Source organism: Curtobacterium sp. MCPF17_050 (genome assembly GCF_003224435.2).
In the GTDB taxonomy this organism is placed as follows: Bacteria; Actinomycetota; Actinomycetes; order Actinomycetales; family Microbacteriaceae; genus Curtobacterium.
The window spans coordinates 2,709,825-2,723,371 of the sequence record NZ_CP126250.1; the positions used below are offsets into that span (position 1 = coordinate 2,709,825).

The following is a 13,547-nucleotide window of genomic DNA, read 5'->3' on the forward strand; positions in this document are numbered from 1 at the left end:
GTGCGGACCCGGCCGTGACCCCCTGGCCAGCCAGGGGGTCACGCAGCCAGCCGCGCCTCCGACCGGTGCCTAGGCTGGCATCGTGACCCCGCCCCGCACGTTGCCCGTCCGCACCGCTCCGAGGACCCCGTGAGCGCGCGCGACCGACTCGCGACGGCCGTCGCCCCCGGCGCGGCGCCGCTCGTCACCGGGATGCCCACGGCACCGTCACCGCGACGTGCCGCCGTGCTCATGCTGTTCGGCGTGCTCGACGAGGTGCCGAGTGAGCGCCCGGCCCGGGCCGGTGACGTCGCGCGGGACCTGGACGTGCTCCTGCTCGCGCGCGCCGCGACCCTGCGGTCCCACGCGGGCGAGGTCGCCTTCCCGGGCGGCCGTGTCGATCCCGGTGACGCCGACGCGGTGGCGGCAGCGCTCCGGGAGGCCCGAGAGGAGACCGGCCTGGACGTCACGGGCGTCGACGTGCTCGGGACCGCGGCTCCGGTGCCGCTGGCGTTCTCACGGCACCTGGTGACGCCGGTGCTCGGGTGGTGGCGAGCGCCGTCACCGGTGCGGGTGGTGGACGAGGCGGAGTCGGCCGCGGTGTTCCGCGCACCGGTCGCCGATCTCCTCGACCCCACGAACCGCGGGGTCACGGTCTTCCACCGCGACGGCCGGGAGTGGCGCAGCCCGGCCTTCACGGTCCACACCGGATCCGGCTCGCACGTCGTCTGGGGCTTCACCGCGACACTGCTCGACGGTCTGTTCGACCGGGTCGGGTGGACCGAGCCGTGGAACCACGACCGGGTGGTGGCGCTGCCGGGGCGATGAGTGCGTCGGGCCGTCGACCGCACGACGGACGGGAGGCGCCGTCCCCGCTGGACTGCGACGCGGACGGCTCGCGTGACCGCGAATCAGTCCGCGTCGCGGAGGAACGCCGCGAGCCAGTGCCCGCTCTGCTTGACGGTCCGCTGCTGCGTCTCGTAGTCCACGTGCACGATGCCGAACCGCCGTGAGTAGCCCCAGGCCCACTCCCAGTTGTCCATCAACGACCACGCGAAGTACCCGCGCAACGGCAACCCGGCGTCGACGGCCGCTGCGCACGCTCCGAGGTGTGCGCGGAGGTACGCCGTCCGGTCGGGGTCGACGACCTCACCCTCCGGCCCGACGTGGTCCGGGTCGGGGTACGCCGAGCCGTTCTCCGTGATGTACAGCGGCAGTTCCGGCGCCAGGTCGTGCGCCTGCCGCAGGACGTCGACCATTCCGTCCGGGTGGACCTCCCAGTCCATCCCGGTCACCGCCGCACCGGTCCGCACGAACCGCACCCCCTCGCTGCCGGGGTAGGCGCTCGGCTCCGTGGTGTCAGCCTCGTCGACGTCGGCCGGCGCCGCCACCGTGTGCCGGCTGTAGTAGTTGATGCCGAGGAAGTCGATCGGCGCGGCGATCCGCTGCAGGTCCTCCGCGGTGGCGTGCTCGGCGAACCACGACGTCTGCCCGAGGTCCTCGAGCACGTCGGCCGGGTAGCTCCCCCGCAACACCGGGTCGAGGAAGAATCGGTTGCTCAGGCCGTCGATCCGGCGTGCGGCGTCGCGGTCCTCGGCGGACTCCGACGCCGGACGCACCGAGTACAGGTTCAGCGTCGTGCCGACCCGGGCCTCGGGCCGCGTCGCCCGGACCGCCTCCAGCGCCAGTCCGTGCCCGAGCAGGAGGTGGTGTGCCGCCTGCGCGGACCGGGCTCCCTCGTGCCGCCCCGGTGCGTGCACCCCGCTGGCGTAGCCGAGGAACGACGAACACCAGGGCTCGTTCAGGGTGATCCAGTCGGTGACCACGTCGCCGAGCTGCTCGGTCACGAGCGCTGCGTACTCGGCGAAGCGTGCGGCGGTGTCCCGTTCGAGCCACCCTCCGCGGTCCTCGAGCGCCTGCGGGAGGTCCCAGTGGTACAGCGTCGCCCAGGGAGTGACGCCCCGCTCGAGGAGCCCCTCGGCGAGCCGCCGGTAGAAGTCGATGCCGGCGGGGTTCACCGGGCCGGTGCCGTCGGCCTGGATACGCGGCCAGGCGATCGAGAACCGGTACGCGTCGAAGCCGAGGTCGGCGATGAGCGACACGTCCTCCGGCATCCGGCGGTAGTGGTCGTCCGCCGGGTCACCGGTGGACCCGTCGGCGATCGCGCCGGGCACTCGGGCGAAGGTGTCCCAGATGCTCGCGCCGCGTCCGTCCGCCTGCGTCGCCCCCTCGATCTGGTACGAGGCGGTCGCGGCGCCGAGGACGAAGTCGGCGGGCAGGTCGCTCCGACGCATGGTCACTGCACCGCGGACGGGGCGAGCCAGTCGCCGTCGCCGTTCTCGTGGATCGCGATCAGGACGTTGTCGCGCTTGATGCCGAGGGCGGCGAGGCGGTCGACGACGAGGGCGGCGCCGCGCTGCTTCACCTCGGGCGAGTACCCGGTGTAGGCGAGGATCTCGACGAAGACGATGTCCGTCCGGTCGGCCTCGGGGAAGGTGCGGCTGTAGAACAGGTCACCGGGTTCGTGCAGCTGGAAGACCTGGAACAGGTCGTCGGCGGGCATCCCCCAGCCGTCGGCGAGGGCGGAGTTGATCGCCTCGCTCATCTGCGGTCGGAGGTCGGCGAGGGGGGTGTGCATGTCGATGCGGACGAGTGGCATGTGGGCCTCGGTTTCGTTGGGTCGGTGGTGGCCTGGCGGCCGGTCTGGAGGCTCAGCGCGCGTCCGGCGCGTCGAGCCAGTTGTCGGGGGTGGGGACCAGGTCCTCGAGGGACGCCCAGAAGGCGTCCGGCAGATCCAGGTCGGCGGCGTCGAGGGTCGGTTGGATGCGTTCCGACCGGCTGATCCCGACGATCGTGCTGGCGAAGCGCGGGTCACGGGTCGAGAAACGCAGCGCCGCTGCGGCGAGCGTCGTCCCGGCGTCGTGGCAGAGGTCGCGCATCGCCGTGATCGCGCGCAGGGTCGCGGGCGGCGCCGGGCGGTACCCGTACGACGTCGTCCGCCCGGTCTCGTCGGCGAGGATCCCGCCGCCGAGCACGGCGGCGTTGACGACGCCGACGCCGAGTTCCGCGGCCCGGTCCAGGAGCGGTCCGGCGCTCCGGTCGACGACCGTCCAGCGGTTGTGGACGAGCAGGACCTCGAACACCCCGAGGTCGAGCCAGCGGCGCATCTCGTGCACGTTCCCACCGGCGAGACCGATGTGCTCGACCTCGCCCCGCTCCCGCGCGGCCACGAGCGCCTCGAGCGCTCCGCCGGGGCCGGACAGCGCACCGAAGTCGTGGAACTCCGGGTCGTGTAGGTGCACCAGGGGCAGCGGGGCGATGCCGAGGCGCTCGATGCTCTCGGCGATCGACCGGCGGACGCGGTCCCCGCTGTAGTCGCCGTCCCGCGCGTCCACCTTGGTGATGACGGTGACGTCGTCGGGGACACCACCGGACTCGGCGATCGCGCGCCCGATGCGGGTCTCGCTCCGGCCGTCCGAGTACCCGTTGGCCGTGTCGATCGTCCGGATGCCGCTGCGGAGCACCGCGCCGACGAGCGCGACCGCGTCCGCCTCGGCGACCTCGTGGCCGAAGTTCTCGGGCATGCTGCCCAGCGGGGCCCCGCCCAGGGTGACCGAACTGACGAGCAGTCCCGTGCGGCCGAGGGGTCGGAGGAGACCGGCGCTCATGCCGAGGCGACGATGAACGGCAGACCGTCCGGGTCCGTGCGGACGTCCTGGCCGAGCAGGGTGCCGACGGCGAGGGCGACGCTGCCGCCGCCCGCTCCGGCTGCGGGGGCCGACTCGGTCCCGGTCGCTCCGAAGGCCACGGCGGCGAACCCGAGGGCGTCGAGTTGCGGCGTCCGCTCCTGCTTCTCCGCACGGTCGTAGGTGAAGACCTCGAGCGAGCTGTCGCCGGCCCGGAGGAAGGTGATCTCGAAGCCCCGGTCGTCACTCGGCTGGTGGATGCCCGCCATGCGCACGTAGCCGAGCTCGGCGAAGAACTCGGTCGTCCGGTCGATGTCCGCGACGGTCTCGGCCACGTGGTCGAAACGCGGTCGGTCCGGTTCGCCGAGACCCCAGTCCCGGTCCACGGCCTGCTGGTCGTGGACCTCGTGGTACTGCAACGGTCCTTCGACGAGCTCGAGGAGCGTCCCGTCGGGGTCGAAGAAGAACGTGATGCGCACGCCGCCTTCGGCGTTGATCGGCTCGAGGTGGAACGGGACGCCGGCGTCGTGCAACGCGCTGACGCGGGCGTCGAGGTCGGCGACCTTGAAGCCCACGTGCCGGAAGCCGCGCTGCAGGTCGTCGCCGATCCACGTGGACTCCGCCGGCGCGTCGACGCGGGTGAGCACGAAGCGCGCGGTGACGAGGTCGAGTTCGGCCGCGTCGGGCGAGGACGAGATGACGGTCGCGCCGAGGTGACGCGTGTAGAACTCCGCGGACTGCGCGACGTCGCGCACGTTGAGGAGGACGGATTCGATGGCCACGGAAGGGTCCTTTCGTCGGTGAAGCGGGTGCCTTCGTGCCAGGCGGGGGCAACGCTAGTGCCGTCATGAACACTGTGCAACTAAGTCGCGCTCCCCGGCACTGAAGAGCATGTACCGGCCTGACTGTCGCCCTGGGCAAGTTCGTGACAAATAGGTTCGAACTCTTGCGCGGGCGGAGCGGCGTCCGTAGGCTCGCCGCCGAACGGGCACCTCGGTGCACCCCCAGCACAACGACGTGAAGGAAGAACAATGAAGCGAACGCGGATCCTGACCGCCGCGGCCCTCGCCGCGACCGCCGCTCTGCTCATCACCAGCTGCTCCGGGTCCCCGGGGAACGCCGGGGAGGACGTCAAGCCGGCGAAGAAGGGCTCGGTGACGTGGTGGGGGTGGACGCCGGACACCCCCGTGGCCGAGCGGTACATCGAGGCCTTCAACGAGCAGTACCCCGACATCGAGGTGACGTACAAGAACTTCGAGAACGTCGACTACCGGAACACGATCACGCCGGCGCTCGACTCCGGCAAGGGCCCGGACGTCTTCGACCTCTCGCCGGCCGGCGGCTCGCCCGACCTGTGGGGGCCGTACGCGCTCGACCTCAGCTCGCTCGCGAAGAGCACGCTCGGTGCCGGGTGGAAGGACGACATCGGCGGTGACTACGTCGAGCAGCTGACCAGCTCGGACGGACGGTTCGTCTCACTGCCGCTGGGCGGGATGTCAGCCGGGTTCCTCTGGTACAACCAGGACGTCCTCGACGAGGCCGGCGCGGATGTCCCCACCGACTACCGGTCGTGGGTGGACACCTGCGAGAAGGTCACCGCGATCGGCAAGACCTGCTTCACGATGGGCGCCGGCGGCAGCGACACGTTCCCGACGGACATGTACCACGCGATCGCGAACTCGGTCGCCCCAGGCTGGTTCATCAAGGCGTCCACCGGCAAGGCGAAGTGGAACGACGCGAACGGCATCGAGGTCCTCCGGATCATCGAGAAGATGCAGGACGACGGGATCATCCCGAAGGACGCCCTCGACGGCCCGCAGTACCCCCTCGCGAACAACGAGTTCATGAAGGGCGACGCGGCCATGGTCCAGATGGGCTTCTGGTACACGCAGTACGCCGGAGCCGACTCGTGCAAGGCCGCGATGGAGGCCGCCGGCGTCAGCAGTCCGAAGTGCTTCGTGCAGCTGCCGGCGGCCTTCCCGGACGTCGCCGGGAAGGGCAACGGTTCCGCGTACTTCAGCGAGGCCGACTACGGGATCGCGATCAACTCGGCGTCCGAGCACATCGGTGCTGCGAAGACGTTCGTGTCCTGGATGACCCTCCACAAGCAGGGTCAGCAGAACGTGGCCAACGCGATCGACCTCCTGCCCGCGGTCAAGGGCGTCAGCCCCGACTGGGACTCCATCCAGCTCGTGGACGAGTCCGTCCAGCGTCCGGCGATCGAGAAGCTCATCGAGGACAGCAGCGAGGCGAGCGAGTCCCGCCAGTGGCAGGCCACCGAGAAGTCACTCGACGCGATCGTCGTCGCGACGCAGCAGGTGCTCGACCCCTCGGTGGACAAGTCGATCCAGGACATCGCCGACGACCAGCAAGCGGCGTCGGTGGCCAGCAAGGTCGGCACGAAGTGAGCCGGGCCGACCGCAGCGGGACGGCGCGATCGTGATCGACACCTCCTCGTCCGTCCGGCCCGGCGTCCGCGCCGGCCGGACGCCGGGGGCCGGACGCCCCCGGCGTCGACGCCCCCTCGTCCTGCCCGGCGGACTCCGCTGGATCCTGCCCGGCTTCGTCATCTCGGTCGGCCTGATCTACTACAGCATCGTCTACTCGGGCTACCTCTCCTTCTTCGACTGGCCCGGCGGTCGGGCACTGATGACGCCGGTCGGCTTCGGCAACTACGTCCAGGCGGTGCAGGACCCCGTGCTGTGGGGCGCGCTGCGGAACACGCTCGTGTACTTCATCGTCGTGTTCGCGGTACAGGTCGTCGGCGGGACGCTCTTCGCAGCCGCGATGCACTCGTCGATCCGCTTCGCCAACGTCTACAAGGTGCTCGTGGTCATCCCCGTGGTGGTCGCGCCGGCCACCCTCGCGCCGGCGCAGCTGCAGGTCTGGCAGAGCGACGGCACCGTCAACCACGTCCTCGGATGGCTCGGCCTCTCCGGGCTCGAGCAGTCGTGGGTCGGTCAGTCGACCACGTCCCTGGTCGTCGTCGTCCTCGTCGGCTGCTGGGGCGCGGTGGGGTACGGCTTCATCCTGCTCTACGCGGGGATGGCGCAGGTCGACCCGGAGCTCGTCGAGGCCGGTCGGCTGGACGGTGCGGGGAACCTCCGCGTCCTCTTCTCGATCGTCATGCCGAGCCTCCGACCCGTGATCGTGTCCCTCGCCATCCTCAACTTCATCACCGCCTTGAAGTTGTTCGACAACCCCTGGCTCATCACGCAGGGCGGACCGGCGCACTCGTCGGAGTTCCTCGGCACGATGATCTACGCCGAGACCGCGAGCAGCGACCGGAACCTCGGGTTCGCCTCCGCCCTGTCGATCCTCGTCCTCGTGATCGCCGTCGCGGTGTCCGTCCTCATGCAGATGCGCGGACGCGAACGCGTCGCGCGACCCGTGCGCCGTCGCAAGGAGACCTCCGGTGTTTGAGACCCGTTCCCGACGATCCAGGATCGTCCTCCAACTCGTCCTGACGCTCGCCGTCGTGCCGTTCGTGGTGCCCCTCATCGCGATGCTGCAGACGAGCTTCGAAGGCGCCGGCTGGCGGAACTACCTCGCCGTCGTGCAGGTCCCCGGCTTCCCGAAGTTCTTCCTCAACACGATCGTCATCGCCGCCGCGTCGATGGTGATCGTCTACCTCGCCACCCTCATGGCGGCGTTCGGCTTCTCGAAGTTGCGGGTCCGTGGCAAGGAGGTCTACTTCTGGCTCATGATGGCGGCGCTCACGTTGCCCGAGGTCGTCCTGATCGCTCCGCTCTACACGACGGCGGTACGGCTCGGGCTGTTGGGCACGTACTGGTCGGTGATCCTGCCGATCGCCGCGCTGCAGATCCCGTTCACGGTGCTCATCGCCCGTGGGTACGTCGACGGGATCCCGGACGCACTGTTCGAGGCGGCGCGGATCGACGGCGCGAGCACCTGGCGCGTGTTCTGGTCCATCCTCGTCCCGCTGTCCCGACCGATGGCGGTGGCACTGATGATGCTGGTGCTCATCTACGCCTGGAACTCGTACCTGCTGCCGAAGGTCTTCCTCATCGACGACGGGCTGGGGGTGGTCACGCAGCTGCCCGAGTTCTTCCGACGGCAGTACAACGACGACACCCCGAAGATCCTCGCCGCGTCCGTGATCACGGCGATCCCGACGATCGTCGCCTACATCGCGCTCCAGCGGCAGTTCGAACGGGGGATGGCGGCCGGTGCGCTCAAGTAGGCGCACCCGTGCGCGCCTCGAGCCGGTGCACGATCCGGCAGACTGCTGTCCTGCGGTGCCGTCCCCGGTGCCCACGCATCGGACCGGACGACGGGAGGGACCCGCATGAGCCACCAGGGAGCCTCCATCGGGCTCGTCATCCGGCAGGGGCACGACCGTGACCCGGTCGCCGGAGCCGTCGTCCGGGCCATCGCCGGCCCGCTCGTCGCCGCGGGGAAGCGCTTCGTGACCCGGTCCGTGGCGGACGAGGACGCGGAGCTCCGGGTCTACCGCCTCTGGGCGCGGACCGGAGGGGTCGCCGGTGTGATCCTGCTCGAGGTGTCGCGCGACGACCCGCGCCCGGCGCTCCTCCGGCAGATCGACATGCCCTTCGTGGCGCTCGCTCCGTCGACGCTCCCGGTCGACTTCCCGGCGGTGGTCGTCGACCGTGCAGCGTCGTCCGTGGCCCTCGCGGCGTACCTCGACGGCTACCCCGCCGAGCGCCGCGTCTCGGTCACGGGCACGGCACCCGCCGAACCGTTCGGGGACGAACTCGGTCCGGACGACACCGTCACCGAGGTCGTCCGGACGGACGACGTCGTCGGGACCTGCCTCCGGATCGGCGCAGGAGCCGACGGGAGCGGTCGGACGGTCCTCGTCGTCGACGGCGACCACGACGCGGTCGCGGTGCTCACCGGTCTCCGGGAGGCGGGCATCCGCGTACCGGAGGACGTCGCGCTCATCTGCCGGAGCGACTCGCTCGTCTGTCAGAGTGCGAGCCTCCCGATCACCGCGATCGACCGCCGTGGTCGGGAGATCGGCGCCGTGCTCGGTGAGGCGGCCGTGCGGGCCGTCGACGACGCGGTCCTGCCAGCGGTCGCGATGCCCGCTCCGGTCGTCGTGCCCCGGGAGACGACGTGACCGGCCGGCGGCTCGGGCCGTCCTCGGCGGCCACCCGGAGCGCCGTGCTCGACATGGTGCGCTCGGGCCGGACCGTCACCCGCGCAGAACTCGCAGCACGGTCCGGCTTGACGCCGACGTCCATCACGCGCATCGTGAAGACCCTCCTGGACGAGGGACTCGTCGTGGAGGTCGGTTTCCTCGACTCCACCGGCGGCAAACGGAGCAGCCTGCTCGAGCTCAACACCACCGGACGGTTCGCCGTCGGGGTGTCCCTCGACGCCGGCCGACTCACCTACGTGGTCACGGACCTGGCCGGTGCGGTCGTCGGACGTCTGGTGTCGCCGGGCATCGAGCAGGACGCGCCCGGTGAGGACGTCGTGCGCATCGCCCGCGAACTCGGGCAGCTCCTCGTGCAGCTGGACATCCCCCTCGAGTCCGTCGTCGGCGTCGGGGTCGCCGGAGCTGGCCTCGACCTCGGCGCCGGAGCGGAACGGCACTCCCTCACGGCGACGGAGTGGGAGTCCTTCGCGTTGCCCGAGGCGCTCGAGCCCCGCATCGGCCTCCCCGTCGTGCGTGACAACGACGCTGCGTGCGCCGCCCTCGGCCAGTACTGGGCGGGGCGGGTGCCGTCCACGCAGGACTTCGCGACGCTCTACATGTCGAACGGCTTCGGTCTCGGCATCATGGTCGGCGGCAGCATCGCGCGGGGAGCGTCGTCGAACGTGGGCGAGATCGGTCACACGATCGTCGACATCGACGGGCCGGAGTGCTGGTGCGGCGCACGCGGGTGCCTCGAGATGCTCGCGGCACCGCGGGCCGTCGTGGCCGCAGCAGACGCGGACCTCGCCGGACGCCTCGGCCTGACGGGTGACGCCCAGCGCTTCCGTGTCGACTTCGACCGGATCGCCCAGGCAGCCGCGCAGGGCGACGTCGACTGCCACGCACTGATCCAGCGATCAGCGCGCTACCTCGCTGCGGCGGCGCTGTCGGTCGTGAACGTCCTCGACCTCGACCGCATCGTGCTCGCCGGCCCCGGCTTCGCGGAGGCCGGCGCGATCTACGTCCGGGAGATCCGACAGCAGGTCGAGCGGTTCGCCCGCACCCGCGGCATTCACGGGGTCCTCGTCGAACTCGCCGACCCCGGACTCGACGCCGCTGCGGGCGGCGCTGCGAGCCTGGCCCTGCAACACGCACTCACACCGCACGCGGTCCGGTCCGGCGGCTGGTAGCCGGGGCCACCGCACGACGGACGGGAGGCGCGGTGCCAGCCGGCACCGCGCCTCCCGTCCGTCACCGGACCGAGTCGGTCAGCGACGCCACTTGTCGAGGATGCCGGCCTTCGACCGCTGCTGCTCCCCCTGCTGCGCACCCATGACGAGGAGCACGCCGGTGAGAGCCGGGGTCGCCCACTGCAGGATCTTCTGCTGCCGCTGCGCCGCCTTGAGCGTGCCCGACGCGTCGGCGCTCGGCTCGGTGGTGCCCTCGGCGCCCTCGCGGGCGTGCTCGGCCATCTTCTTGCCGACCGATGCCGACCAGAAGGTCGTGACGAGGGCCGCACCGGTCAGCACGAGCTTGATGCCCGTGTTCGTGCGGGCGCCCTGCTGCACGCCGAGGCGGTCGCGGTTGGCGACGATGAGGCCGATGCCGCCGATGCCGTGCACCGCGAGCGCGGCGAGCTGCACCGGTGCCCACTTGCCCCAGCCGACGCTCGACAGGGTGAGGCGCTCGACTGGGTCCTTCGCGCCGGCGGCGGCGCCGTTCAGCCCGGTGGCACCCATGAGGTTGCCGCCGAACCAGGCGGCGAGGCCGAGGTCGTGCATGCTGCGGATGAGGGTGTTGTTCTGGGACATGGGAGTCGCTTCCTGGTCGGTGGCGCTGGCGCGGCGAGACGGTCGGCCGCGCGGGGGCGGGCAGCAGCGCGAGGCCGTGCCCGCGGCGGGGTCCGGGTGCAGATCGCGTTCCGGGTCGCTCCGTCGTGTGTCCGCGACGGTACGCGTCGGCGGTCCGGTGTCGGCTCAGGTCCGCGGCGTGCGTGGCCGGTTCACGACGGACGGGAGGCACGGTGCCGGCCCGCCATCGAGCCTCCCGTCCTGATGCGGCAGCCGGTCAGGCGCCGTGTGCCGCTTCGGCGACGGGCTGCCACTCGCGCCACGTCGCGAGGCGCGACTCGTAGTCACGCTCCGCGATGCCGAGCGGGGCCTTGCCGAAGAACACCCGGAGCGGGGGCTGCTCGGCGTCGACGACCTTCAGGATCGCGGCTCGCGTGGCCTCCGGCTTGCCCGGGTCGGCCGCCGAGGGGCGCTTCGCCGCGGCCTCGCGGACCTCGGCGTATGCCGGGTTCTCCTCGCTGTGCTTCGACGACGGGCCGGACCAGTCGGTGGAGAACCCGCCGGGCTCGATGAGGGTGACGGAGATGCCGAAGCCCGCGACCTCCTGGGCGAGCGACTGCGACAGGCCCTCGAGTGCCCACTTCGACGCGTGGTAGGCGCCGACCGTCGGGAACGCGCTGATGCCGCCGATGCTCGACACCTGGATGACGTGCCCGGAGCCCTGCTCGCGCATGATCGGCAGTGCCGCCTGGGTGACCCACACGGCGCCGAACAGGTTGGTCTCGAGCTGGGCGCGGAGCTCGTCCTCGCTGAGTTCCTCGACCATGCCGAAGTGGCCGAAGCCGGCGTTGTTGACGACGACGTCGAGCGACCCGAAGTGCTCCGCGGCACGGGCGACGGCATCGCGGTCGGCGTCCCGGTCGGTCACGTCGAGCCGGAGCGCGAGGAACGTGTCCGGGTACTGGTCGACGAGGTCCTGCACGTCGTCGAGGTTGCGGGCCGTGCCGGTGACGGAGTCGCCGCGTTCGAGTGCTGCTTCCGCCCACTCGCGGCCGAAGCCCTTGGATGCTCCGGTGATGAACCAGGTCTTGCTCATGTGTCCTCCAGTCGTGTGACCGGGCCAGTCAACGCCGTGGCCGGTCGGTGCGCGTCGATGTCCGGATCCGGGTGCAGTGTGCGCGGCGTCAGACCGACGCCTCGGTGCCGTGTCGCTTCCCGACGACCACGTCGACGATCCCGGCGACCAGCGCCACCGCGACGAACCCGAGCGACACCGCGAGCCCGAGCGGCAGGCCCTGCGCGTAGTCGCCGCGCGAACTCGCGAGCGTGGAGTAGAACACGCTGCCGACCGCCGCGATGCCGATCGCGGAGCCGACGCGGGCGCCGACCTGGATCAGCCCGCCCGCCGATCCGCCCTGCTCGACCGGCACCTCGGAGAGCGTGAGGGTCTGGTTCGGCGAGATGGTGAGACCGGACCCGATGCCGGCGACGAGCAGCGGCAGGACGAGCCACCACCCCAGGTCCGACTCGAAGTGGTTCGCGACCACCCAGACGACCGCACCGAGCCCGATGAGGACGAGGATCGTCCCGATGACGATGAGCTGCCGACCGAAGCGGTGCACGACGCGCCCGCCGACGGTCGAGGCGATGCCCGAGCCGATGGCGAACGGGATCGACGCCAGTCCGGCCATCAGCGCGGAGTAGTGCAGGCCGGACTGCAGCGCGAGCGTCAGGACGAAGAACAGCGGGGTGAAACCGGCGAAGTACACCGTCGCCAGACCGACGCCGAGCGAGAACGACCGGCGGCGGAACAGCCGCAGGTTGACCACGGGCTCCTTCGTCCGCCCGTAGTGCCGCTCCCACAGGACGAACAGCACGCCGAACACGACGGAGACGACGATGAGCCACCACTTCGCGTTCCCCTTCCACTCCTGCGACTGCACGAACGGCAGCAGCAGGGCGACCACGGCGGCACCGAGGAGCACGATGCCGACGGGGTCGAAGTCGTGCTTCTTCCCCCGCTCGTCCCCGTTCGGTGCGGGCAGGTACCGGAAGGCCAGGAGGATCGTGACGAGTCCGACGGGCAGGTTCACGAAGAAGACGAACCGCCAGCCGTTCTCGGTGCCGAACGCCGTGATGAGCAGACCGCCGATCAGGGGGCCGATCGCGGTCGCGATGCCGACGGTGGCGCCGAAGAGTCCGAACGCGGTGCCGCGCTCCTTGCCGCGGAACAGCTGCTGGATGAGCGCGGTGACCTGCGGCGTGAGCAGGCCGCCGGCCAGGCCCTGCAGCAGACGGGCGACGACCAGGACGATGCCGTTCGGTGCGAAGCCGCAGAGGGCGCTCGCCAGGGTGAACAGGCCGACCCCGATGACGAACATCCGACGTCGGCCGGTGGCGTCACCGAGTCGTCCACCGGGCACGAGCAGCAGGCCGAAGGACAGCGCGTACCCGGACAGGATCCACTGGACCGCCTCGGGCGTGGTGCCGGGCAACCCCGTCGAGATGGACTGCAGCGCGACGTTGACGATCGAGACGTCGAGCAGGACGATGCCCCCGCCGAGCAGGCAGATGACGAGCGCCTTCCAGCGGTTCGGGTCCGGCTGGTCGCCGGAGCTGCGGTCGTCGGTCTGCGCGGGCTTCGACGCATCAGCGGGCGCAGCGTGGTGCGCCGTGTGGTGGGCGACGGACGGAGCCGCATCGGGCTCGGCGGGTCTGCGGTGTTCGGCTGTCATGACGCCCTCACGGTAGGCGCGTCACGGTGCGGGGTCCGCAGGGAGGACGTTTCCTGTCCACACCCCGGCGCTGTCACAGCCGTCCGTGAACGAGCGCTCAGCCCCACCGGTGTGACGACGGGCGGGAAGCGCCCCCCAATGGCCGCTTCCGCGCGATCCTGACGAGCAGTTCCGAGCTCCGGCGTGTCGGTGCCGTCACGGTGGTGCTGCCGAGGTTGCTGTTCGGTCTCGT

At 71.2% G+C, this 13,547-nt stretch carries 13 protein-coding genes; 6 read left to right on the plus strand and 7 right to left on the minus strand.

Going from position 1 to position 13,547, the window contains the following annotated elements; translation table 11 throughout:
* Positions 1-192: 192 nt before the first annotated feature.
* Positions 193-807 carry an NUDIX hydrolase gene (locus DEJ34_RS12910; RefSeq protein ID WP_110911055.1) on the plus strand — a complete coding sequence of 205 codons (615 nt, stop codon included), beginning with the start codon at positions 193-195 and terminating at the stop codon, positions 805-807.
* A gap of 83 nt (positions 808-890) precedes the next feature.
* Here DEJ34_RS12910 and DEJ34_RS12915 read toward each other — a convergent pair whose 3' ends face one another.
* From DEJ34_RS12915 to DEJ34_RS12930, 4 genes are read right to left on the minus strand one after another with little or no spacing between them, the layout of a single operon-like run.
* The gene (locus DEJ34_RS12915; protein ID WP_181422214.1) at positions 891-2,273 is read right to left on the minus strand and encodes a GH1 family beta-glucosidase; all 1,383 of its coding nucleotides are present in this window, start codon (positions 2,271-2,273) and stop codon (positions 891-893) included.
* 2 nt (positions 2,274-2,275) lie between these two features.
* Positions 2,276-2,638, minus strand: coding sequence for a tautomerase family protein (locus DEJ34_RS12920; protein ID WP_110890893.1), 363 nt, complete (start codon positions 2,636-2,638; stop codon positions 2,276-2,278).
* Between the two features lie 52 nt (positions 2,639-2,690).
* Positions 2,691-3,647, minus strand: coding sequence for an aldo/keto reductase (locus tag DEJ34_RS12925; protein WP_110911027.1), 957 nt, complete (start codon positions 3,645-3,647; stop codon positions 2,691-2,693).
* Complete coding sequence (locus tag DEJ34_RS12930; RefSeq protein WP_110901555.1) at positions 3,644-4,447, minus strand: VOC family protein; 804 nt, start codon at positions 4,445-4,447, stop codon at positions 3,644-3,646. Before DEJ34_RS12930 ends, DEJ34_RS12925 begins: the two co-directional genes overlap by 4 nt.
* A 249-nt stretch (positions 4,448-4,696) precedes the next feature.
* Between DEJ34_RS12930 and DEJ34_RS12935 the strand changes: the two genes are divergently transcribed.
* From DEJ34_RS12935 to DEJ34_RS12955, 5 genes are all read left to right on the plus strand, one after another.
* Positions 4,697-6,073 carry an ABC transporter substrate-binding protein gene (locus DEJ34_RS12935; protein WP_110911028.1) on the plus strand — a complete coding sequence of 459 codons (1,377 nt, stop codon included), beginning with the start codon at positions 4,697-4,699 and terminating at the stop codon, positions 6,071-6,073.
* Positions 6,074-6,104: 31 nt separating this feature from the next.
* On the plus strand, positions 6,105-7,088 hold the full coding sequence (locus tag DEJ34_RS12940; protein ID WP_110890889.1) for a carbohydrate ABC transporter permease: 984 nt from the start codon (positions 6,105-6,107) through the stop codon (positions 7,086-7,088).
* Positions 7,081-7,869, plus strand: coding sequence for a carbohydrate ABC transporter permease (locus tag DEJ34_RS12945; protein ID WP_110911029.1), 789 nt, complete (start codon positions 7,081-7,083; stop codon positions 7,867-7,869). The genes DEJ34_RS12940 and DEJ34_RS12945 overlap by 8 nt, the downstream gene beginning before the upstream one ends.
* A gap of 105 nt (positions 7,870-7,974) precedes the next feature.
* Positions 7,975-8,769, plus strand: a complete 795-nt coding sequence (locus tag DEJ34_RS12950; RefSeq protein ID WP_110911030.1) for a substrate-binding domain-containing protein — start codon at positions 7,975-7,977, stop codon at positions 8,767-8,769.
* Entirely contained in the window at positions 8,766-9,980 is a 1,215-nt protein-coding gene (locus DEJ34_RS12955) for an ROK family transcriptional regulator (protein ID WP_258368275.1), read from the plus strand. The genes DEJ34_RS12950 and DEJ34_RS12955 overlap by 4 nt, the downstream gene beginning before the upstream one ends.
* A 78-nt stretch (positions 9,981-10,058) precedes the next feature.
* Here the strand turns inward: DEJ34_RS12955 and DEJ34_RS12960 are convergent, their stop codons facing one another.
* From DEJ34_RS12960 to DEJ34_RS12970, 3 genes are all read right to left on the minus strand, one after another.
* Positions 10,059-10,601, minus strand: coding sequence for a hypothetical protein (locus tag DEJ34_RS12960; RefSeq protein ID WP_110890886.1), 543 nt, complete (start codon positions 10,599-10,601; stop codon positions 10,059-10,061).
* A gap of 256 nt (positions 10,602-10,857) precedes the next feature.
* Positions 10,858-11,676: an SDR family oxidoreductase gene (locus DEJ34_RS12965; RefSeq protein ID WP_110901550.1), complete on the minus strand. Its 819-nt coding sequence runs from the start codon at positions 11,674-11,676 to the stop codon at positions 10,858-10,860.
* A gap of 88 nt (positions 11,677-11,764) precedes the next feature.
* Positions 11,765-13,315 carry an MFS transporter gene (locus DEJ34_RS12970; protein WP_110911031.1) on the minus strand — a complete coding sequence of 517 codons (1,551 nt, stop codon included), beginning with the start codon at positions 13,313-13,315 and terminating at the stop codon, positions 11,765-11,767.
* Positions 13,316-13,547 lie beyond the last annotated feature (232 nt).